Source organism: Rothia uropygialis (assembly GCF_004137765.1).
In the GTDB taxonomy this organism is placed as follows: Bacteria; Actinomycetota; Actinomycetes; order Actinomycetales; family Micrococcaceae; genus Rothia.
On record NZ_NOIS01000001.1, the window covers coordinates 359,170 to 382,346 of the forward strand.

Below are 23,177 nucleotides of genomic sequence, written 5' to 3' on the forward strand. Positions count from 1 at the left end.
GGTTTTGGGCCTGGCCCGGAAGGGCCGTTCGCGACCGCCCCGAAGCTCAGCCCAGGGGCAGACAGCTGACCCGCTCGCCCGAATCGGCACCGTCCGGCGGGACGACGGCCAGGACATCCGCCGCCGCGAGACCCGAAAGCATGTGTGCCTGCGTGCCGGGGCAGGGGAGGACGACGTCGCCGTCGAGCGTGCACGGGACGAGGCTCGTGTTCCCCTTGTGCGAGGCAGGCATGTCCCTGCCGAGGACGGCCGGAAGAAGGGGTGGCAGAACCCGTCCCAGGAATCCGGCGAGGGCTACCGGTGCAAGTCCGTAGAGCGAGGTGTGCGCGGCGAGCGGATTCCCGGGCAGCCCCAGGACGATCCGGTCGCCGGGGAGGCGCCCGACGATGGTCGGATGCCCGGGGCGGACGGCGATCGACGTCGCGATCAGTTCCGTGCACATCTGCTCGAGTATCCTCCGCACGAAATCCTGGCTCGAGGAGCCCGAACCCCCCGTGAGGATCACGAGGTCGCCGCTTGCCCAGGAGACCCACTCACGGATGACGTCGTGGTCGTCGTGGAGCCTCGTTCGTTCGGTGACGTTCGCGCCCCAACTACGCAACAGGTGCGGGAACTGGGCAGAGAAGGCGTCACGAACCTCTCCGGGCTGGGGGACTCCGGAGGCAATCACCTCATTGCCCGTGAAGGCCATGCTGACGGTCATCGGGCGGTGCACGGAAACGATGTCGATGCCGCACGCCGAGAGCAGCGCGATGTGGCGGGGACCGAGCACGGTTGCTTCCGCGACCAATTCGGCTCCCTGGGCCATCTCCTCGCCGCGACGGCGCATGTCGCGACCGGGCGCATACGGGTGGTCCGGAAGGCAACGCACGGTCGCCCCCAGGGTTTCGGTGTGCTCGGCACGGACCACACCCTCGGTACCCTCGGGCAGCACGGAACCGGTCAGAACCGGCCAGGCCTCTCCGACACCGATCTGTCCGGTGCGACGGTGGATGTTGCGTTCGCCCGAAGAGCGCACCGGGCCCGAGAGCAGACGCCACGGTCCCGGACCGGCCACGGCGAAGCCGTCCATGGCCGAGGAATCGAAGTGCGGCACAGGTATAGGGGTCGCAATGGCCCTGGATGTCGTGGCCCCCAAAGCGTCCTCGAGCCGGACGTCCTCTGGCCTGTCCACGGACCGCCCGATATCACGGGCGAGTCCGTGCAATGCTTCGCGCACGTCGAGCCAGTCGCGTTTCATCGGTCGCTCCCTTCGCTCATGGCCGTGAAACCGTGAGCCACGGCGTCTTCCCACGTGTCGACGTCGGCGCTCGCCCCGTCGGGGACCTCCACCGCGACGGGGCCCAGGCGCTTCAAACGGGACATGACGGAAGCGTCGGCAGGCGTTCCGTCGAAGGCTTCCAACGCAGCCTCGAAGCGAACAACTGATAAGAGTGGTTGCAAACGGCCGCTGTCGGAGCCGATGTAGGCCGAGGCTTCCTCGGGTCCGGATTCGACGGCCCGGGCAAGGGCCGCGAGTCCGGGACCGGAACGAGGCATGTCGGATGCGACCAGAAAAACCCACGTCCCTCGGACGTTGGCATGACCGCGTTCGGCGAGCGCTCGGAGGCCCGTACGAATAGCCGCGGCCGGGCCCGAGAACGGCGGATCTTCCCGCACCACTATGGAGGCCTGGGGGACCGGCAAATCGTCCGGGCCGACGACGACGGACTCGCAGGGTCCCGCGCTCGTATGCTCTTCCAGCTCCGAAAGGACGACAGACAACAGGGTGCGGTCGCCGTTCTTCAGCAACGGCTTGTCAGGGGACACCGCCGGTGAGGACGCGTGCAGACGCGAGGAGCGTCCTCCGGCCAGAACGAGCGCCAGGAAATCTGGACGGTGCACAGTGACCATGGGCTAGCCTCCGGCGAAAGGCGGCATGATGTCGATCCGCTCGACGCCGTCCAAAGACGCCTCACGGCTTGCCCGCCGCCCGTCCATCAAGAATGAGCAACGAGGAAACACCTCGGCGAGGGTCAGGTCCGAGGCCCGATGCTGCGTGTGCTCGCGGCCCAACCAGTCGACGAGCTCACCAAGCGTCCCGACCCCTGCGTGCCCCGGGTCCACGGTCTCAACGGTCTGGCCCCGGGCCGCTCGGGCGGCCGCGAAATAATGAATCGCAACCAATGCTCAGCCCCCGATCGCGCTCATGCTGCGGTCGGGCTGGACGAATCCTGGAGTGCCCAGTCCGACCTTGGTCTGACCATGGGCTTTGGGCTTGGCCCACATGGCCGCGCGCCAGATATCGGCTATCTGCTCGTCGTTCGACCCGTCTCGTAGAGCGGCCATCAAATCCGTCTCCTCGTGGGAGAACAAGCAACTGCGGATCTTGCCGTCCGCGGTGACCCTGGTACGGCTGCAGGCTTCGCAGAAGGGCTCGGTCACGGATGCGATGATCCCGACCTGGCCGAGGACGTCGGCCTTTTCCCCCGAACCTGGGGCTGCCAAGGGACGTACGTCCCATAATTCGGCCGGCGCGGAGCCGCGAGGCTCCGATTGCGGACTCAGCTCGAAATCCTCGGAAATTCGTTCTCGAACTTCCCCTGCGGTGACCATGCCACTGCGAGTCCATTCGTGGTCGGCATCGAGAGGCATCTGCTCGATGAAACGAAGCTGGAAGCCGTGGCGAAGGGACCAATCGAGCAATTCCCCGGCCTGATCGTCGTTGATCCCGCGCATGAGGACGGCGTTGATCTTGATGGGGTGTATTCCCGCCGCGGCCGCGGCTTCGAGGCCTCTGAGAACGTGAGGCAGGCGATCACGCCGGGTGATCTTCGCGAAGGTCTCCGGACAGACCGTGTCCAAGGAAACGTTAATACGGTTCAGGCCCGCGTCAACCAATGTGTCGATCTTCTTTTCCAAGCCGATGCCGTTGGTCGTGATCGACATGGGCAGATCAGGATGAAGGCCGCGGAGATCGCCGATGATGTTCGCCAGATCAGCCCTGACCAAGGGTTCCCCACCGGTGAAGCGCACCTCTCGAATACCCAGGAGCCTGACGCCGATATCGGCAATCCGAACCGCCTCGGATGCGCTCAGGAGTTCGTTCTTCCCCAGCCAATCGAGGCCTTCTGCGGGCATGCAATACGTACACCGCAGGTTGCATTTGTCGATGAGGGACAGCCGGAGATCATTGGCCACACGTCCCCACTGGTCTTCCAAGAGTCCCAATGCCGCCTCCTCGCATAGAGCGTTCACATCCCACGGTACTCGCGATTGTCGGATTGCGGGAAAACTCCCCGAACCTCCCGAATCATCCGTTGACTACGAGTTATAACGGAGGGATGCAGAGGCGGCTCCAGGCCGCAGACCGCCACCGGACCTCGCGCTACGGTACATTCGCTGTCAGGGCATGGCCACGACGAACACCCAATGGAGGACGAAGTATGAAAGCCCACCTGAACACTGATGTCAAGAACTCGGCTCGTCCGCGGGGTCGTCGAGGCGGTTTGATAGGAGCCATTGCGACGTCCGCGGTCGGCCTGATCCTGCTGACCGGGTGCGGAAGCCAGTCCAATGATTCGAGCTCCGCCGACGACAAGACCGTCAATGTCTTCGCGGCGGCGTCGCTGAACAAAGCGGGGGACGAACTGGCCTCAAAGTACAAGGAAAGCCACTCCGACACGGATATCAAGTGGAATTACGCTGGTTCCTCGGCACTGGTACAGCAGATCGACCAGGGCGCATCCCCGGACATGTTTGTCTCTGCGGACCAGCAGAACATGGACAAGGCCCTTAAGCTCGACGCCTTCAAGGATTCCCACGACACGTCCGTGATCGCGACGAATACACTTCAGTTAGTGACCGCGCCCGGCAACCCGGGAAATATCCATTCGATTCAGGACGCCGCGGACAAACCCGTCGCAGTCTGTGCCGCCGAGGTACCGTGCGGGACCTTGGCCCAGCAAGCCCTGGACGCGGCGAACGTCAAACTCGACAACGCGAGCCAAGAAGCCAATGTATCGGCCGTGTCGACCAAAGTCAGCCAGGGAGAAGTGGACGCCGGATTCGTGTACTCCACGGACGCGCTGAACATGCAGAAGAACAACGAGGACATCTCGACGATCGACCTCAAGGGAATTCAGAACAATCAGTACCCTGCGGCCCTGACGGATACCGGCAAGAAGAACGGCGAGGCCAAAGACTTCTACAAGTGGCTCAAGAGCGATGACGCCAAACAGATCCTCGAGAAGTACGGCTTTGGCTCGGACGAATAATTCGAATTATGCGTTCCCGGCATGGATGTACGTCCCAGCCGGGATCGCACTGCTGTTGGTCCTGGGGCCGCTGGTCGGACTGATCGTCAAGATCCCGTGGTCGCGGGCGGGCCACCTCCTGACGGAGCCGTCCGCGATGGAAGCCCTCGAGCTGTCCGTCACGACGGCCTGCGTCTCCACGGTGTGCTGCGTCGTCGTCGGAATTCCGCTGTCGCTGATGCTGACCCGTACCGGCCGGGCTCGAACCAATGAATCCGGCCGCATAGGGCCGGCAGGACTCGCATCCGCATTCAGCGGCCCCATCGCCTTCATCGTGTACGCTCCGCTGGTGCTCTCGCCCGTGGTTTCCGGCTTGGCCCTGATGTTCTTCTGGGGTCGCAACGGACTGTTCGGAAAAATTCTCGCCCAAGCGGACGTGACCATCGCATTCACGTCGTGGGCCGTGATTCTGGCCCAGGTATTCGTGTCGATGCCGTTCTTCGTCTCGACGGCAGTGACGGCTCTCTCCGCGATACCTCGCCGATACGAGGAGATCGCCGCGACCGAGGGGGCAACACGCGGTGAGATCATCCGCAAGGTCCTGCTGCCTCAGGCTGGGCCGGGGCTTCTGACCGCTGGCCTCCTGAGCTTCGCGCGGGCGCTCGGCGAATTCGGGGCGACCATTACCTTTGCCGGAAATATTGAAGGAACGACCCGGACCATTCCGCTCAACATAGAGATCGGGCTCAGCTCCAATGACGTCGACGCGGCACTCGGCAGCTGCATCATGCTACTGGCGCTGTACTTGCTGGTCGTGGGGCTGATGCTCCTCGCGAGATTCTTGGGAAGAGTTCGAAAGGCGGAGATCTCCTATGCATGACTCGGAACCGCGTTCACCGGGCGAGCACCTCACCGCTCTGACCCGGTTGCTTGAATCTGTTGGGGCGAGCCCTCGGAGCGAAAGTCTAGCTCTCGGTAGGGCATACGGGCGTATCCTCGCGAATTCCGTCATTGCCTCAGAGGACTCGCCGCGTTTCGACAACTCCCAGATGGACGGCTACGCGCTCAGTGCCGAGGCGAACCGGTCGGAGGATCGTACTTTTGTTGCCGGCCCCGTATTGCCCGCGGGAACCGACCCCGCGCGCGACTATCCCAGAGGGTTGGATCGAGCCGATCTCGTCTGCCCGATCATGACCGGGTCCAAGCTGCCTGAGGGAACGGCTGCCGTCGTCCCGGTGGAAAAGTGTAATCCGCCGGAATTCGTGGCCGCCGGAGAACACTTGCAGGTTCCTACCGTCCCGAACGGGCAGTTTCTTCGAATGGCCGGATCGGACCTCATCCGGGGAGAGACTCTCGCCCCGGCGGGCAAACCACTCAGCGCCCAGGCCATCGGGGTTCTGGCGAGCCAAGGTATCGCGACGGTCGAGGTATGGGCCCGGCCCCGGGTGCTGATCTGTACTGGGGGAGAAGAGGTGTCCGCGGATGCGACGGTCCCGTTGGACAACGCCCAGATCCCGGATGCCAATGGTCCAATGCTCGAGGCACTGTGCCAGGAGCACGGCCTGGAAATCGCGGACAAAATCGTAACCGGCGACGACGCCGACCAACTGCGTACCCGCCTGGAGGAAGCGGCCCAACGAGTTCAACCTGATCTCATCGTGACTTCCGGAGGTATCAGCCACGGGAAATTCGAGGTCGTTCGACAAGTCCTGGAGGCGGAGGCCCACGCCTGGTTCGGACACGTCGCTCAGCAACCCGGCGGCCCCCAAGGTTATGCCACGCTCTCCGGTGTCCCCGTCGTCGCGCTACCGGGAAATCCTGTGAGTACCCTTGTCTCCTTCCGTCTCTTCGTCGCCCCTCTGGCCGCCCGAATGTGGGAGGCAGCGCTGGAACGGCATCCGGTCACCGCCCTCGTGTCCCAGGAACTTCGTGGTATTCCGGGAAAGACTCAATTCAGACGCGGCCGCCTCAAAGCTCGCGGCGACGCCACCTTCTGGGTCCAGGCCGTCGGAGGATCGGGCTCACATCTGCTTGCGCAATCCGTGGCCTCGAATTGCCTGATCGAAGTGCCGCCGGAAGCTGACTTGCCTCGCGGCTCCGCCGTACAAGTCCACCCGTTGACCACAGCTCTGGAGCACCTTGAGGAGAATTCATGACAGAACACCACGACCGGCTGACCCATGTCCGCGACGACGGTTCGGCACACATGGTGGACGTGACCGGCAAGGATGAGACCAGCCGGGAGGCCACCGCGGTCGGGACCGTCCGGACCCGCCCCGACGTCGTCGAACTCATGTATGCCGCGGACCTTCCCAAGGGTGACGCATTGCCTGTCGCACGAATAGCCGGGATCATGGGCGCCAAGAAGACCCCAGACCTCATCCCGTTGTGCCACCCCTTGCCTTTGGGCAAGATCACGGTGGATTTCGATCGTCTCGAGGACGGCGTCCGGATCAAGGCGAGAGTCAAGACCCGCGGAGTGACAGGCGTCGAGATGGAGGCGCTGACCGCAGTCAGTACGGCCGCGCTCGCCCTGTACGACATGATCAAAGCGGTCGACAAGCACGCCACGATCACTGATATGCGTGTCCTGGCCAAATCGGGCGGTAAATCCGGCTCCTGGTCCATCGAGGAGGACCGATGATCGGAGGAACAGCGGTGGTGCTCGTCGCCTCGACCCGGGCGGCGCGAGGAGTCTACGAGGATCATTCGGGCGCGACATTGGTCGACTGGTTGCGCTCCGCGGGCTTTTCGACTCCGGACCCGATCGTGGTCGAGGACGCGCACTTTGCGGAAGCCTTCGAGACGGCGGTTGCCGATGAGCGCGCGAGGCCACGGCTGATCATCACATCCGGGGGCACGGGCCTGAGTTCCGACGACCGAACGGTAGAGGCGGTCGCCCCGCACCTGGACTACGAAATCCCCGGGGTCATGTATGCCTTGTGGCGCAAGGGGCTCGAGTCGACGCCGACCGCGGTCCTTTCGCGGGGCGTCGCGGGAGTGATCGGCCGCAGTCTTGTGGTGACACTGCCCGGTTCTCCGGGCGGAGTCAAGGACGGAATTGCTGTTTTGGACGGAATCTACCCGCACGTTCTGAATCAATTGGAGGATCGTCATGACCACTGAACATTCCGGGGACCCGGCGTACGTGGCCGAGCAAACCGGCGTCGTGGTCAGGGCGGATGTGATCGAGGAGCCTCTCGAACCGCTGGCGGGCCAAGCGCGGTCGGCGACGCTGACCCGTGCCATGGGCGCACTCGTCGTCTTCGACGGGGTCGTCCGGGACCACGACGAGGGGCGTGGAGTCCAGGGGCTGACCTATACCGCGCACCCGCAGGTCGGGGAGATGATGCGGGAGGTCGCCGCGAAGGTTTCCGCGCGGAACCCCGAGGTCAGGTTGTGGGCAGTCCACCGGATCGGCCCCTTGGACATCGGCGAATCGGCTCTGACGATCATGGCGGCCGCGGCTCACCGCGGAACCGCCTTCCGGGCCTGCGAAGACATGGCGGATACGGTCAAGGCCGAAGTGCCGATATGGAAAGAACAGTTTTTGGACGACGGAACGGTCGACTGGGTGGGTTTGCAAGGCTAGGGTGTGCACGAACCAGGTTACGGCGTGCATATCAGATCGTGCGGGGGCTCGAAAAGCACTCCATAGCCCGATGCCGCCCCCGTTCCCTAGGGCTGGACCGTGGGGACTTCCTTGGTCAAAGGCTCTGCCACGTCTTCCAGCCCCTTGTTCTCGGCATCGACGCCGAGGAACCACGCGACCAGGCCCCCGGCCATCATGATCGCCGCACCCATGAGATAACCCCAGACCAGCGGCCCGCGGTGTTCGCCGGTGCCGATGAGCAGACCGTAAATGAGCGGGGCAACCGAGCCGGCGACCTGCGCGATCGAGAAGAAATAGCTGATGGCCTGGCCACGAACTTCGATCGGGAAGATCTCCGAGACGGTCAGATATGCGGCCGAGGCGCCGGCGCTCGCGAAGAAGAAGGCCACGCACCAGAAGATCGTATGAGTGATCGGTCCCAAGACGTTCATGGAGAATAAGATCGCGGAAGCAGCCAGTATCACCGCAGCGAGTCCGTAGGTTCCGAAAATCATCTTGCGGCGACCGATCGTGTCGAAAAGTCGACCCAGAAGGATCGGTCCCAAGAGAGACCCGAGTGCGAACGGGATCATGTACTTGCCGGCCGCCGAGTGGCTCACCCCGTAGAAAGTCTCCAGCACGATCGCATACGTGAAGAAGATGGCGTTGTAGAGGAAGGACTGGGTCACCATCAAAGTGATGCCCAGGACCGTGCGAGTCGGATATTGCTTGAGGAACACGTGGGCGAGTGATCTCAACGGCAGCTTCTCTTCGGGCTTGATCCGCAAAGCCTTGCTCTGGTCGACCTCTGGGATATCGCGACCGTGAGAGCGGACATCGTGCTCGATGCCATCGACGACCGATTCTGCTTGTTCGCCGTGTCCGTGCGTCAGCATCCAGCGCGGGGATTCCGGGATGTGGCGACGTATCAGGATGAGGATCAGTCCCAGCACCGGGCCGATGAAGAAACCTATGCGCCAACCCCAGTCGATGGGGAAGAGGTCGGGGTCCAATAGGAAGATCGTTGCGATCGCACCGATCATCACACCGGCCCAGTAGGTCCCGTTGACGATCAGGTCCACGCGTCCTCGATATTTCGCCGGGATCAACTCGTCGATAGTGGCATTGATCGCGCTGTACTCGCCGCCGATGCCGGCGCCCGCGACGAACCGCCAGATATAGAGGAACCACGGGGCGAAGGAGAGTCCTGCGATGCCCGAGCCGATCAGGTAGACCGCTAGTGTCAGGATGAAGAGCTTCCTCCGACCGATCCGATCGGTCAGAGCGCCGAAGAACAGCGACCCCAGGACCTGGCCCAGGAGGTAAGCGGTGGCCGCCCCGGTGATCTGGGTCGTGGACATGTTGAGGGTCTGCGCGAAGCCATTGGCCGCGACGATCTGGACCTCGAGACCGTCGAGAATCCATGCGGTCCCCAGACCAACGATCACCATGGTGTGAAATGTGCTCCAGGGCAGGCGGTCCAGACGAGCTGGGATCAAGCTGGTAACTGACTTCATGGTGACAAACATAACGTTGCTATCCAGATCAGGCTAGTGGCCCACATCGTCACGAGGCACGAGGCGGCAGTTTTGTGAGAAAAGGGGCTTCTTGCCTCGTCAGGGCGCCTTCTCGACAATGCCGGGGCCCGATGTTCGCCCGCACCCGTGCGATGTGGCACACTTAAAAGGAAATTGCCGCTCAAGCACTGCGGGAGAGCCTCGGCTGGACCGGGCGCCGAAGGAGCAAACCCTCCCCGGGAAACTCTCAGGCCAATGAACCGTAGTGCCAGGCAACTCTGGAAAGGGGCTCCATGGCCCCGCCGAAGGGGCAAGGCCGCTTGAGACTCCGCGGCCGAAAACTCTCAGGTCAAGGCACAGAGCGGGGAGGACAGTTCCGTCGACCCCGGAGAGATCATGTCCTTCCTCGATCGCCACCTTGGCCCCCGTACCGCAGACATCACCTCGATGCTCGAGGAGCTCGGATTCGAATCCCTGGACGCCCTGGCTGACGCCGCGGTTCCCGGTTCCATTCGCAAAACCGCATCACTCGAATTGCCCGGCCTGCCTGAAGCCCTGAGCGAGCACGAGGCCTCCGAACGCATCCGGAGCCTCGCCGATCGCAACCAGGTCAAGGTCCAAATGATTGGTCAAGGGTATTCGGAGACCATCACCCCGGCCGTCCTTCGTCGCAACATCCTGGAAAACCCGGGTTGGTATACCTCGTACACCCCGTATCAGCCGGAAATCTCTCAGGGCCGGCTCGAGGCCCTGCTGAATTTCCAGAACGCGATCATGGACCTCACGGGAATGGACATCGCCAACGCCTCAATGCTGGACGAGTCCACGTCCGCAGCCGAAGCCGTGGTCATGATGCGCCGGGCCAACCGCAAGGTCAAGGCCGGCAAGGTCGTCGTGGATTCGCGGCTGCTGCCCCAAACCCTGCGAATTATCGAAGGCCGTGCGTCGACCCTTGGGATCGAGATCGTCATAACAGACCTTTCGGAAGGGCTGCCGGGCGGTGACCTGTGCGGGGTCCTCGCCGCGCAGATCGGCGCGGACGGGCAGGTTATTGACAACACTGACCTCGTCGAGAAGGCGCACGAGCGCAATGCTCTGGTCACCATCGCGACGGATCCCCTCGCGCTCGCTCTGCTCACCTCGCCGGGATCCCAGGGGGCCGATATTGCGATCGGCAGTTCCCAGCGTTTCGGCGTTCCTCTCTTCTTCGGCGGACCGCACGCTGCGTTCATCGCGATTCGGCGTGGGCTGGAGCGCTCGCTTCCCGGGCGGTTGGTCGGAGTCAGCACCGACGCAACCGGTCGTCCCGCGTATCGCTTGTCGCTGCAAACCCGAGAGCAGCACATCCGGCGCGAGAAGGCGACGTCGAATATCTGTACAGCGCAGGCGCTGCTCGCAATCGTCGCCGGAGCATACGCGGTGTACCACGGCCCGGAAGGACTGCGTCGGATCGCGGAGGAAATCCACGACAAGGCCGCCTACCTCGCCGCGGGACTCGAAGCCGGAGGGATCGAGCTCGCGCACCGGGTCTTCTTCGACACCGTAACCGCGATCGTGCCCGGGCGTGCGGACGAGGTTGTGGCCGCCGCATTGGACAAGGGCATAAATCTCCGCAGAGTCGATGCCCATCGCGTAGGCATCAGCGTCGGAGAACCTCATACCTTTGATCAGCTCGACGCGGTGCTGTCCGCGTTCGGTTCGGCTCCTTCGGATACATCGGGGGAGTTCGACCTGCCCGCCGAGACGCTGCGCCAGGACGACTACCTGAGCCATCCCACTTTCCACAGTCACCGCAGCGAGACCTCCATGATGCGTTACCTTCGGGAGCTTTCCGACAAGGATCTCGCTCTGGACCGCACGATGATTCCCCTGGGCTCCTGCACCATGAAGCTCAACGCTGCTTCGGAGATGGAACCCATCTCATGGCCTGAGTTTGCGAATATTCATCCGCTCGCGCCTCGAGACCAAGCTCAGGGCTGGCTCGAACTGATCAAGAACCTCGAGGACTGGCTGACCGCCATCACCGGATACTCGGCCGTCTCGCTCCAGCCGAATGCCGGATCACAAGGTGAGTACGCGGGCCTTCAGGCGATCCGCGATTACCACCGTGACCGAGGAGAATCCGGGCGCGATCTCGTGCTGATTCCGGCCTCGGCGCACGGTACCAACGCGGCTTCGGCCGTGATGGCGGGACTGAAAGTCGTTTCGGTGGCCACCGCGGAAGACGGATCGATCCTCGTCGACGATGTGAAAGCCAAAATCGAGAAATACGGACAGCAGCTCGCCGGCATCATGATCACCTACCCCTCGACTCATGGCGTCTTCGAGGAGACCGTGACCCAGGTTTGTCAGCTGGTCCACGATGCGGGCGGTCAGGTCTATGTCGATGGTGCGAACCTCAACGCCTTGGTGGGCCTCGCCGCCCCGGGCGAGTTCGGCGGCGACGTCTCCCACCTCAATTTGCACAAGACGTTCTGTATCCCGCACGGTGGGGGCGGCCCGGGAGTCGGACCGGTCGCCGTGGCCTCACAACTGGCTCCGTACCTGCCGGGCGATGCCGCCGAGCTCGACGCCGAATCCGGCGCCGACTCGAAGCGAGTGGAAGCCGTTTCGCAGGCCTTCTTCGGTTCGGCGGGGGTTCTTCCGATCTCGTGGATGTACATTGCGATGACGGGCGGCGAGGGTCTTCGGCGAACGGCCGAGGTCGCGATCCTCAACGCGAATTATCTGGCCAGACGCCTCAACGAATATTTCCCCGTGCTGTACACGGGTCCGTCCGGCTTGGTTGCCCACGAGTGCATCTTGGACCTCAGGCCCATGACGCAGGCCTCGGGGATCACCGCGGAGGACGTATGCAAGCGCCTGATCGACTACGGATTCCACGCTCCGACGTTGGCCTTCCCCGTGGCCGGGACGCTCATGGTCGAGCCCACCGAGTCCGAAGATCTCGAGGAACTCGAACGGTTCATCGAGGCAATGGCCCAAATCCACGCCGAAATGACCGAGGTGGCCCAAGGACTGGTCGACGCCGAGCGGTCGGTCCTGCGGTTGGCGCCGCATACGGCGGAGATGCTCTCAGCCGATGAGTGGGACCGGGAATATTCGCGCTCGAAGGCCGGTTACCCCGTGACAAGCCTGCGCCGTCACAAGTACTGGGCGCCGGTCGGCCGAATCGACGGTACCGCGGGCGACCGCAATTTCGTCTGTGAATGCCCTCCGATCGAGGCCTTCGACCTCGAAGCAACGAGTGCCGAATCCACCTCTGAGTAACCACTCCTGAAGAGAAACGAGCATTGTCATGACGATTCAGAACCAGGACTACATTCCGAATCCCGAAAGCCCCCGCAAGACGCCCCTGTACGGCCTTCACGAAGCCCTCGGTGCGTCCTTCACGGACTTCGGCGGTTGGGAAATGCCGCTGAAGTACGGCAACGACGTCGCCGAGCACAAAGCGGTTCGGGAGACCGCCGGTCTTTTCGACCTGTCCCACATGGGCGAAATACGCATCACGGGCCCAGATGCCACCGCGCTTCTCGACTATGCGTTGGTCTCTTCCTTCTCCAAGCTTGCCGTCGGCCGCGCGAAGTACTCCGTGATGGCCAATGAACAAGGTGGGCTGGTCGACGACCTGATTACGTATCGTGTGGCCGAGGAGGAATACCTCGTCGTTCCCAACGCCTCCAATGCGGACGCCGTCCTCCGTGAGTTCACCGTCCGTGGAACCGAATTCGATGCGAGCGTCCACGAAGAAACCGCGGCCACCTCGCTCGTTGCATTGCAGGGACCCGTGGCGGCCGAAGTTCTGGAGAGCGTCCTCGACGAACTTCAGCTCGCCGAAGGAGGCACGGAACTTCCCGGACTCAAGTATTACGCGTCCGCGCCCGCGACCGTGGGCGGCATCGACGTTCTGCTCGCCCGCACTGGGTACACGGGTGAGGATGGATTCGAACTGTATGTACCCAACGAGTCGGCCGAGGCCCTTTGGAAACTTCTCCAGGAGGCCGGGAAGGACAAAGGGGTCGTGCCTGCGGGCCTGGCTGCCCGCGACTCCTTGCGACTCGAAGCGGGCATGCCGCTCTACGGACACGAGCTCGGAGCCGATATCTCTCCCTATACCTCGGGACTGGGAAGAATGGTCGACGGCGCGCTCAAGAGCAAAGCGGACTTCGTCGGCAGGAGCGCATTGGAGAAGGCACAAAGCGCCGCAGAGGACCCAGACCATCGGGTACTTGTTGGGCTCAAAGGCCTGTCCAAACGGCCCGCACGCGCCGGTTCGACGCTGCTCGAGGGCGATGGGGACGAGGGCCGGGAGATCGGGGAAGTCACATCCGGGATTCCGTCGCCGACCCTGGGCTACCCTGTAGCGCTGGCTTTCGTCGAGGCCCGGCACGCAGACGTGGGAACAACCATCGCGGTCGACATCCGCGGAAAATCCAATGATTTCGAGGTCGTGGAACTGCCGTTCTACAGCCGATCGAAATAGATTCCGTGACTTCCGGTTCTGCCGAAGCACAAGTACCAGGGGAGGTGTGGAAGGCCATGAAAAGCACCACCGATATCAGCATTTTCGACCTGTTCAGCATCGGTGTGGGTCCCTCAAGCTCCCACACCGTGGGGCCGATGAGAGCTGCCAACCGATTCGTCACCGAACTGATCGGCGCTGGTCGTCTCGATGACGTCGCAGGGATCAAGGTCGACCTCTACGGTTCCTTGGCCGCAACGGGTGCAGGACATGGAACCATGTCCGCGGTCGTCAAGGGACTCCTGGGCTGGGTCCCGGAGACCATTGACGTCGCAGAGGCCGAACGGATGGTCTCCGAGAATCAGGCAACCGGAAAGCTCGTGCTCGCTGGATTCGGACCCGAAGTAACTCCGTCCGAGGCGGGCCGGGACCTCTTGGTCTCCGGACCCGAGGTCGAGGTCAGCGAAGCCGCGATGGTGCTGCGGCCGCTGACCATCCTGGAGCGGCATACCAACGGTATTCGTTTCACCGCGACCGACGCGGACGGGTTGATGCTGGACGAGAGGACATACTTCTCCGTTGGCGGCGGATTCGTGATCGAAGAAGGCGAAGAAGCCGCCGGGGGAGACAGCCTCACGGACGTTCCGTACGCGTTCGAATCCGCCGAGGAATTGATCTCACAAGCCAACGAGGCACGCATCTCGATTGCGGAACTCAAGATGGCCAACGAGATGACGGCGCGTTCTCGCGAGGACGTCGAGGCCGGGATCCTCCGGATCTACCGCGTCATGCGCGAATGCATCGGGTCCTCGCTGACACGGATCGGATACCTCCCGGGTGCCCTCAAGGTCCGGTGCCGGGCCCAGCGCTGGCATCGGGAACTGCTGGACGAAGATCCCAACAAGGACCCGCAGTACGCGATCGATTGGGTCAACCTGATTGCGCTCGCGGTCAACGAGGAAAATGCCTTCGGCGGCAAAGTCGTCACGGCTCCGACGAATGGTGCGGCCGGAATCGTGCCGGCGGTGCTCCACTACGCGGTGAACTACATCCCGGCGATCCGCCACGGAGGGAGAAAGGTCCGCGAGAAAGCGGTCATCGACTTCTTCCTCGCCGCGTCCGCGGTCGGGACGCTGTACAAGAAGCGCGCGTCGATCTCCGGAGCCGAAGTCGGTTGCCAAGGTGAAGTGGGCTCGGCCTCGTCGATCGCGGCCGGGGGGCTGGCGCAGGTTCTCGGCGGCAACGTCGAACAGGTTGAGAACGCCGCCGAAATCGCGATGGAACACAATCTCGGGTTGACCTGTGATCCGGTCGGTGGTCTCGTCCAGATCCCCTGCATCGAACGGAACGCCATGGCCGCGGCCAAGGCCGTGAATGCAGCGAAGATGGCGATGCGCGGAGACGGGGAGCATCGGGTCTCCCTGGACCAAGTCATCGAGACGATGCGGCAGACAGGCGTCGACATGTCCAACAGGTACAAAGAGACCTCTCAGGGCGGTCTGGCCGTCAACGTGGTCGAGTGCTGAAGGAGAGGATTGCCCTCGAGGCGGCAATTCGGCAGGGTGCCGACGTCGCCGACCGAGCAGAGCGAGCGTCTCACGGCGACAAACCGCCACTACCACGGGTGGACAGAACCGTCGGAACCATGTAGAGTAAAAATTTGCGCTTTCCCTAAATTTTTGTGCCTTCATATAGCGGTGGGTACAACTGATGGATCCAGCTCACGCTTCCAGGCAACCACGACCACCGACTCACAGAGATCGCCCATTTACGGGTCGAACCTCGTGCGCCTAAGATCGACCGCCGGAACGTGGGAAACCGTGGATCCGGGCAAGCCTTCGTGTACAGACAGGTCTGTGGAAGGATCCAATCTTGGTCGCCTCGAGCACCTCTAATTATGATGCCGCTCAAGCGGAGGGAAACCCGCACGACGGTTCCGCCTCACGCATTTCATTCGCAAAGATTCACGAACCACTCAGCGTTCCCAACCTGCTGGCCCTGCAGACGGAGAGCTTCGATCGTCTGGTTGGCAACGACCGCTGGATTCAGCGCGTTGCCGAAGCGGACAAGACCGGCGACAACTCCGTTTCCCGTGTTTCCGGCCTGACGGAGATCTTCGAAGAGATCTCCCCGATCGAGGACTTCCAGGGCACCATGTCCCTGTCCTTCTCGGAACCGGAATTCGCTGACCCGAAGTACTCCATGGAGGAGTGCAAGGATCGTGATGCCACCTACTCGGCCCCGCTATATGTCAAGGCCGAGTTCATGAACAACGAAACCGGTGAGATCAAGCAGCAGACCGTGTTCATGGGTGACTTCCCGCTCATGACCGAGTCCGGCACGTTCGTGATCAACGGTTCCGAGCGCGTCGTCGTCTCCCAGCTGGTTCGTTCGCCCGGTGCCTACTTCGAAAAGGCCGTGGACCGTACCTCGGACAAGGATATTTACTCGGCGCGCATTATTCCCTCGCGCGGCGCCTGGTTCGAGCTCGAGATCGACAAGCGCGACCAGGTCGGCGTGCGCCTGGATCGCAAGCGCAAGCAGTCCGTGACCGTACTGCTCAAGGCACTCGGCTGGACCGACTCCAAGATCCTCGAGGAATTCGGTGAGTACGATTCGATTCGTGCGACCCTCGAGAAGGACACCGTCGAGACTCGCGACGAAGCTCTCATCGATATCTACAAGAAGCTTCGTCCGGGTGAGCCGCCGACGGTCGACGCGGCCCAGTCGCTGCTCGACAACATGTACTTCACCCCGAAGCGTTACGACCTGGCCAAGGTCGGTCGTTACAAGATCAACCGCAAGCTCGGCGTGGACAAGCCCATTGGTGACAACGATTCCTCGGTCCTGACCCAGGAAGACATCGTCGCGATGATCCGTTACCTCGTGACCCTGCACGCCGGCGGCAAGTCCATCAAGGGCAAGCGTGACGGCGTCGAGCAGGACATCCTGGTCGACACCGACGACATCGATCACTTCGGCAACCGCCGCATCCGTGCGGTCGGCGAGCTGATCGAGAACCAGATTCGCACGGGTCTGTCCCGCATGGAGCGCGTGGTTCGTGAGCGCATGACCACTCAGGACGTCGAGGCCATCACGCCGCAGACCCTGATCAACATCCGCCCCGTCGTCGCCTCTATCAAGGAGTTCTTCGGCACCTCGCAGCTCTCGCAGTTCATGGACCAGAACAACCCGCTGGCCGGGCTGACGCACAAGCGTCGTCTCAACGCCCTCGGCCCCGGCGGTCTGTCCCGTGACCGTGCGGGCATGGAGGTTCGCGACGTGCACCCGTCCCACTACGGACGCATGTGCCCGATCGAGTCTCCTGAAGGCCCGAACATCGGCCTCATCGGCTCGCTCGCGACCTTCGCGCGCATCAACCCGTTCGGCTTCATCGAGACCCCGTACCGCGAGGTCATCAACGGCAAGGTGACCGAGAGGGTCGTCTACCTGACGGCGGACGACGAGAAGGGCAAGATCATCGCTCAGGCCAACGCGCCGTTGACCGATGACCAGCACTTCGTCGAGGAATACGTGCTGTGCCGTGCCTCGGACGGATCCGGCGAGGCCGAGGCCAAGCCGGCCGACGATGTCCAGTACATGGACGTTTCCCCGCGCCAGATGGTCTCGGTCGGTACGTCGCTGATCCCGTATCTCGAGCACGACGACGCCAACCGCGCCCTCATGGGCGCCAACATGCAGCGTCAGGCTGTGCCGCTGCTCGAGTCGGAATCCCCGATCGTCGGCACCGGCATGGAAGGCTACGCCGCGATGGACTCCGGCGATTCCGTGCTGGCCCAGAAGGCCGGTGTGGTTCGCGAGGTCTCGGCCGACATGGTCGTCATCGCCAACGATGACGGAACCACGACGTCGTACCCGATCGCCAAGTTCCTGCGCTCCAACCCGGGTAACTGCTACAACCACCGTGTTGTCGTCTCCGAGGGGGATCGGGTGGGCGCTCGCGGTCTGATCGCCGATGGCCCGTCCACGGATCAGGGCGAATTGGCTCTCGGCAAGAACCTACTGGTCGCTTACATGTCTTGGGAAGGCCTCAACTACGAGGACGCGATCATTCTGTCCCAGCGCATGGTCTCCGAGGACGTTCTCACCTCGATTCACATCGAGGAGCACGAGATCGATGCCCGCGATACCAAGTTGGGCGCGGAAGAGATCACCCGCGACATCCCGAACGTCTCCGAGGACGTCCTCTCGGCTCTCGACGAGCGAGGCATCATCCACATCGGTGCCGAGGTCGAGGCCGGCGACATCCTGGTCGGTAAGGTCACGCCCAAGGGCGAGACCGAGTTGACACCGGAAGAGCGCCTGCTGCGCGCGATCTTCGGCGAGAAGTCCCGTGAAGTTCGCGATACTTCCTTGAAGGTTCCGCACGGCGAGTCCGGCACGGTCATTGGCGTTCGCGTCTTCGACCGCGATGAAGACGACGAGGACATGCCTCCCGGAGTCAACCAGCTGGTCCGCGTCTATGTGGCTCAGAAGCGCAAGATCACCGACGGCGACAAGCTCGCCGGCCGTCACGGCAACAAGGGCGTCATCTCCAAGATCCTGCCCGTCGAAGACATGCCGTTCATGGCCGACGGAACTCCCGTCGACGTGATCCTGAACCCGCTGGGTGTGCCCGGGCGTATGAACATTGGTCAGGTTCTCGAGGTCCATACCGGTTGGCTGGCCCAGCAGGGCTGGAAGATCGAGGGCAACCCCGAGTGGCTGGACAACCTGCCGAATTTCCCCAAGGAATCCGGCCCGACCAAGGTTGCAACCCCGGTGTTCGACGGCGCGGACGAAGAGGAAATCTTCGACCTGCTGGACCACACCAATCTGAACCGCGACGGTGAACGCCTCATCGACCGCTCGGGCAAGGCACTCTTGTTCGACGGTCGTACCGGCGAACCCTTCCCGGAGCCGATCTCGGTGGGTTACCAGTACATCCTCAAGCTGCACCACTTGGTGGACGACAAGATCCACGCCCGCTCGACCGGTCCTTACTCGATGATTACCCAGCAGCCGCTGGGCGGTAAGGCTCAGTTCGGCGGACAGCGTTTCGGCGAGATGGAGGTGTGGGCACTCGAGGCGTACGGCGCCGCCTACACCCTGCAGGAAATCCTGACCATCAAGTCCGACGACGTCCACGGACGCGTCAAGGTCTACGAGGCCATCGTGAAGGGCGACAACATCCCAGAACCGGGTGTTCCCGAGTCCTTCAAGGTGCTCATCAAGGAAATGCAGTCTCTGTGCTTGAACGTCGAGGTTCTCTCGACCGAAGGCAATGCGATCGAAATGCGCGACTCGGAGGATGAAGGATTCCGGGCTGCCGATGAATTGGGTATTGACCTCTCCCACAACGAGCCCAGCTCGGTTGAGGAAGTCTAAATCTCACTCATCCACACCAGATCCTTCAAGAGTTTTTGAGAGAAAAGGACCCCATGTCCAACGAATCTTCACTTGGCCTGATGCGGATTGGCCTGGCCACCGCGGAAGACATCCGAAACTGGTCATACGGTGAGGTCAAAAAGCCTGAGACCATCAACTACCGAACCCTGAAGCCGGAGAAAGAAGGCCTGTTCGACGAGCGGATCTTCGGTCCGACCCGCGACTGGGAATGCTACTGCGGCAAGTACAAGCGCGTGCGCTTCAAGGGCATCATCTGTGAGCGCTGCGGCGTCGAGGTGACTCGCGCCAAGGTGCGTCGTGAGCGCATGGGCCATATCGAACTGGCCGCGCCCGTGACTCACATTTGGTACTTCAAGGGCGTTCCTTCACGCCTCGGCTACTTGCTCGATTTGGCGCCGAAGGATCTCGAGAAGATCATTTACTTCGCCGCGTACATGATCACCTGGGTCGATGAGGAAGGTCGTCACGACGATCTGCCGAATCTCCAGGCGGCACACGACAAGGACAAGAAAGCTCTCGAGACCGAGCGCGACGCCGATATTGCGGCAATCGCCAAGGAAACCGAGGAAGAACTTGCCCGCATCGAGGCCGAAGGCGGCAAGGCCGCAGAGAAGCGCAAGCTGCGCGACTCCTCGGAGCGTCAGATGGCACAGGTGCGCAAGCGTGTCGATGCCGAGATCGCACACATGGATCAGGTTTTCGACCGTTTCAAGAGCCTCAAGGTCAGCGACCTCGAAGGTGATGAGGCGCTCTACCGTTCCATGGTCGACAAGTACGGCATGTACTTCGAGGGGTCGATGGGCGCCGAGTCCATCAAGAACCGCCTCGAGAATTTCGACATGGCCGGCGAAGCCGAAGCGCTGCGCGACATCATCCAGAACGGCAAGGGGCAGCGGAAGACCCGTGCGCTCAAGCGCCTCAAGGTCATCAATGCATTCCTGACGACCAACAACTCGCCTTTGGGCATGGTCCTCGACGCGGTTCCGGTCATTCCTCCGGAGCTTCGCCCGATGGTTCAGCTGGACGGCGGCCGTTTCGCGACCTCAGACCTCAATGATTTGTATCGTCGCGTGATCAACCGCAATAACCGTCTCAAGCGTCTGCTGGATCTCGGTGCCCCCGAGATCATCGTGAACAACGAAAAGCGCATGCTCCAGGAAGCGGTTGATTCGCTGTTCGACAACGGTCGACGCGGCCGCCCGGTCACCGGACCCGGCAACCGTCCGTTGAAGTCGCTGTCCGACATGCTGAAGGGCAAGCAGGGACGTTTCCGTCAGAACCTGTTGGGCAAGCGCGTCGACTACTCGGGTCGTTCCGTGATCGTCGTCGGGCCCCAGCTGAAGATGCACCAGTGTGGTTTGCCGAAGCAGATGGCGCTGGAGCTGTTCAAGCCGTTCGTGATGAAGCGCCTGGTCGATCTGAACCATGCTCAGAACATCAAGTCGGCTAAGCGAATGGTCGAGCGTTTCCGCCCGCAGGTGTGGGATGTTCTCGAAGAGATCATCACTGAGCACCCCGTGCTGCTGAACCGCGCGCCGACTCTGCACCGACTCGGTATTCAGGCATTCGAACCGCAACTCGTCGAGGGCAAGGCCATCCAGCTGCACCCGCTCGTGTGCTCCGCGTTCAACGCCGACTTCGACGGTGACCAGATGGCAGTGCACCTGCCGCTGAGCCCCGAGGCGCAGGCCGAGGCGCGTGTTCTGATGCTGTCCTCGAACAACATCCTCAAGCCCTCTGACGGTCGTCCCGTGGCGGTTCCGTCCCAGGACATGATCATCGGTCTTTACCACTTGACCACGGTGCGCGAAGGCGAAAAGGGTGAGGGCCACGCGTTCTCGTCCTTGGCGGAAGCGCTCATGGCCATGGAGCGCAAAGAGATTCACCTGAACTCACGCGTGAAGATCGTTCTCGATGACTTCGTCCCATACGAAGGATGGGAAGCTCCCGAGGGTTGGGAACAGGGTCAGCCCGTTCTGGTCGAATGCACCGTCGGTCAGGTTCTCTTCAACGAGACTCTTCCTGCCGATTACCCGTGGTTCAATGGCATCGCCGACAAGAAGGGGCTCGGTCAGCTCGTCAACGATCTGGCGGAGAACTACCCGATGGTCGACGTCGCTCGCACCTTGGACAACCTCAAGGACACCGGTTTCTACTGGGCTTCTCGCTCGGGCGTGACCGTTGCGGTCTCCGATATCGCGACACCTCCGGCCAAGCCGGAGATCATGGCCGGTTACGAGAAGCAGGCCGACGAGATCCAGGGCCAGTACGAGTTGGGTCTGATCGACGACGACGAGCGCCGTTCCGAGTTGATTGACATCTGGACCAAAGCGACCGACGAGGTCGCCCAGGCCATGCGAGACAACTTGACCGATCTCAACACGATCAACCGCATGGTGTCTTCGGGAGCTCGCGGTAACTGGATGCAGGTTCGCCAGATCGCGGGTATTCGTGGTCTCGTGGCCAACACCCGCGGCGAGATCATGCCCCGTCCGATCAAGTCTTCCTACCGTGAAGGCCTGTCGGTTCTGGAGTACTTCATCGCGACCCACGGTGCCCGCAAGGGTCTTGCGGATACCGCGTTGCGTACCGCCAACTCGGGTTACTTGACGCGTCGTCTGGTCGACGTCTCGCAGGACGTCATCGTCCGCGAGCTGGACTGCCAGACGCGCCGCGGCCTGAACCTCCCGCTCGTCCAGATCGACGAGGACACCGGCTCGGTCATGCTGCACGAGGACGTCGAGAATTCGATCCATGGTCGTATTCTTGCGGTCGATGTCAAGGACGAGGACGGAAACGTTCTGGCCAACGCGGGCGACGACGTATCGGACACCGTGATCCGGACGTTGTACAAGGCGGGCATCCAGACCGTGCGCGTTCGCTCGGTACTGACGTGCGAGTCTGCGGTCGGCGTGTGCGCAAAATGCTATGGGCGTTCGATGGCTTCCGGAAACCTGGTGGACATCGGCGAGGCCGTCGGCATTATCGCCGCCCAGTCCATTGGCGAGCCCGGTACCCAGCTGACCATGCGTACCTTCCACACCGGCGGTGTTGCTTCGGCAGAGGACATTACGCAGGGTCTGCCGCGTATTCAGGAGCTCTTCGAGGCTCGTACCCCGAAGGGCGTCGCGCCGATCTCCGAGATCGCAGGTCGTGTGTCGATCGAGGACACGGACAAGGCTCTCAAGATCATCGTGACCCCGGACAACAAGGACGACGAGGCGATTGCCTACCCGATCCTCCGCCGTGCGCGTCTGCTCATTGAAGACGGCGACCGTGTGGAGGTCGGCCAGCAGCTGGTCTCCGGCGCGGTGGATCCGAAGGAAGTTCTGCGTATTCGCGGTCCCCGTGAGGCGCAGAAGCACCTGGTGGACGAGGTCCAGGGCGTGTACCGGTCTCAGGGTGTGGGCATCCACGACAAGCACGTGGAAGTCATCATCCGTCAGATGACACGTCGTATCACGGTCATCGAGTCCGGAGACACTTCCTTGCTTCCGGGTGAGCTCGTGGAGACCGTCGCATTCCAGCAGGCCAACAAGAAGGCCATGGTCAACCAGCAGCGTCCCGCGGCTGGTCGTCCGGAGCTCATGGGTATTACCAAGGCTTCGCTGGCGACGGATTCGTGGCTCTCTGCGGCCTCCTTCCAGGAGACCACTCGAGTCCTGACCCAGGCCGCGATGGAGGGCAAGTCGGATCCCTTGGTCGGTCTCAAGGAGAACGTGATCATCGGTAAGCTCATCCCGGCCGGTACCGGTCTCGATCGTTACAACAACATCGAGGTCGAGCCGACCGAGGAGGCTCGCGAAAAGCTGTACGCCAACTCGACCGGGTTCGGCGATTTCAGCTATGCCGCTGAGAACGACGCCTCCGTGGCGGCCGAGTTCCAGGCCATCCCGTTGGATGACTACGACTTCGGAAGCAACTGAATATAGAACGCACGTGAGCGGCTGAGTCCGCTCCAC

Annotated in this window: 16 protein-coding genes and 2 riboswitches; of the genes, 11 read left to right on the forward strand and 5 right to left on the reverse strand. The window is 62.5% G+C overall.

Annotated elements, in window-relative coordinates; translation table 11 throughout:
• Positions 1-46 precede the first annotated feature (46 nt).
• Genes EWV35_RS01660 through moaA form a run of 4 tightly spaced genes read right to left on the reverse strand, consistent with a single transcriptional unit; the run spans position 47 to position 3,237 of the window.
• Positions 47-1,240: a molybdopterin molybdotransferase MoeA gene (locus EWV35_RS01660; protein WP_129657570.1), complete on the reverse strand. Its 1,194-nt coding sequence runs from the start codon at positions 1,238-1,240 to the stop codon at positions 47-49.
• On the reverse strand, positions 1,237-1,893 hold the full coding sequence (mobA, locus tag EWV35_RS01665; protein WP_129657572.1) for a molybdenum cofactor guanylyltransferase: 657 nt from the start codon (positions 1,891-1,893) through the stop codon (positions 1,237-1,239). Before mobA ends, EWV35_RS01660 begins: the two co-directional genes overlap by 4 nt.
• A 3-nt stretch (positions 1,894-1,896) precedes the next feature.
• On the reverse strand, positions 1,897-2,166 hold the full coding sequence (locus EWV35_RS01670) for a MoaD/ThiS family protein (RefSeq protein WP_129657574.1): 270 nt from the start codon (positions 2,164-2,166) through the stop codon (positions 1,897-1,899).
• Positions 2,167-2,169: 3 nt separating this feature from the next.
• Positions 2,170-3,237, reverse strand: a complete 1,068-nt coding sequence (gene moaA / locus EWV35_RS01675; protein WP_238654023.1) for a GTP 3',8-cyclase MoaA — start codon at positions 3,235-3,237, stop codon at positions 2,170-2,172.
• A gap of 188 nt (positions 3,238-3,425) precedes the next feature.
• Here moaA and modA point away from each other — a divergent pair, with 188 nt between their 5' ends.
• Genes modA through EWV35_RS01705 form a run of 6 tightly spaced genes read left to right on the forward strand, consistent with a single transcriptional unit; the run spans position 3,426 to position 7,827 of the window.
• Positions 3,426-4,256, forward strand: coding sequence for a molybdate ABC transporter substrate-binding protein (modA, locus tag EWV35_RS01680; protein ID WP_129657578.1), 831 nt, complete (start codon positions 3,426-3,428; stop codon positions 4,254-4,256).
• Positions 4,240-5,115, forward strand: coding sequence for a molybdate ABC transporter permease subunit (locus tag EWV35_RS01685; protein WP_238654025.1), 876 nt, complete (start codon positions 4,240-4,242; stop codon positions 5,113-5,115). The genes modA and EWV35_RS01685 overlap by 17 nt, the downstream gene beginning before the upstream one ends.
• On the forward strand, positions 5,108-6,391 hold the full coding sequence (locus EWV35_RS01690) for a molybdopterin molybdotransferase MoeA (RefSeq protein ID WP_129657582.1): 1,284 nt from the start codon (positions 5,108-5,110) through the stop codon (positions 6,389-6,391). The genes EWV35_RS01685 and EWV35_RS01690 overlap by 8 nt, the downstream gene beginning before the upstream one ends.
• On the forward strand, positions 6,388-6,879 hold the full coding sequence (gene moaC / locus EWV35_RS01695; protein ID WP_129657584.1) for a cyclic pyranopterin monophosphate synthase MoaC: 492 nt from the start codon (positions 6,388-6,390) through the stop codon (positions 6,877-6,879). Before EWV35_RS01690 ends, moaC begins: the two co-directional genes overlap by 4 nt.
• Positions 6,876-7,361, forward strand: a complete 486-nt coding sequence (locus EWV35_RS01700; RefSeq protein WP_129657586.1) for a MogA/MoaB family molybdenum cofactor biosynthesis protein — start codon at positions 6,876-6,878, stop codon at positions 7,359-7,361. The genes moaC and EWV35_RS01700 overlap by 4 nt, the downstream gene beginning before the upstream one ends.
• Positions 7,351-7,827, forward strand: a complete 477-nt coding sequence (locus tag EWV35_RS01705) for a molybdenum cofactor biosynthesis protein MoaE (protein ID WP_129657588.1) — start codon at positions 7,351-7,353, stop codon at positions 7,825-7,827. The genes EWV35_RS01700 and EWV35_RS01705 overlap by 11 nt, the downstream gene beginning before the upstream one ends.
• An 86-nt stretch (positions 7,828-7,913) precedes the next feature.
• Here the strand turns inward: EWV35_RS01705 and EWV35_RS01710 are convergent, their stop codons facing one another.
• Positions 7,914-9,344 carry an MFS transporter gene (locus EWV35_RS01710; protein WP_238654027.1) on the reverse strand — a complete coding sequence of 477 codons (1,431 nt, stop codon included), beginning with the start codon at positions 9,342-9,344 and terminating at the stop codon, positions 7,914-7,916.
• 181 nt (positions 9,345-9,525) lie between these two features.
• Positions 9,526-9,617, forward strand: a riboswitch (glycine riboswitch).
• Positions 9,618-9,714: riboswitch (glycine riboswitch) on the forward strand. It begins immediately after the preceding riboswitch.
• A 26-nt stretch (positions 9,715-9,740) separates the two neighbouring features.
• On the opposite strand from EWV35_RS01710, the gene gcvP reads away from it, so the two are divergent.
• From gcvP to EWV35_RS01735, 5 genes are all read left to right on the forward strand, one after another.
• Entirely contained in the window at positions 9,741-12,614 is a 2,874-nt protein-coding gene (gcvP, locus tag EWV35_RS01715) for an aminomethyl-transferring glycine dehydrogenase (protein ID WP_129657590.1), read from the forward strand.
• A 28-nt stretch (positions 12,615-12,642) separates the two neighbouring features.
• Positions 12,643-13,827, forward strand: coding sequence for a glycine cleavage system aminomethyltransferase GcvT (gene gcvT / locus EWV35_RS01720; RefSeq protein WP_129657592.1), 1,185 nt, complete (start codon positions 12,643-12,645; stop codon positions 13,825-13,827).
• Between the two features lie 56 nt (positions 13,828-13,883).
• Complete coding sequence (locus EWV35_RS01725; protein WP_129657594.1) at positions 13,884-15,332, forward strand: L-serine ammonia-lyase; 1,449 nt, start codon at positions 13,884-13,886, stop codon at positions 15,330-15,332.
• 346 nt (positions 15,333-15,678) lie between these two features.
• Positions 15,679-19,194: a DNA-directed RNA polymerase subunit beta gene (rpoB, locus tag EWV35_RS01730; protein ID WP_129657596.1), complete on the forward strand. Its 3,516-nt coding sequence runs from the start codon at positions 15,679-15,681 to the stop codon at positions 19,192-19,194.
• Positions 19,195-19,247: 53 nt separating this feature from the next.
• Complete coding sequence (locus tag EWV35_RS01735) at positions 19,248-23,141, forward strand: DNA-directed RNA polymerase subunit beta' (protein WP_129657598.1); 3,894 nt, start codon at positions 19,248-19,250, stop codon at positions 23,139-23,141.
• Positions 23,142-23,177: the final 36 nt, after the last annotated feature.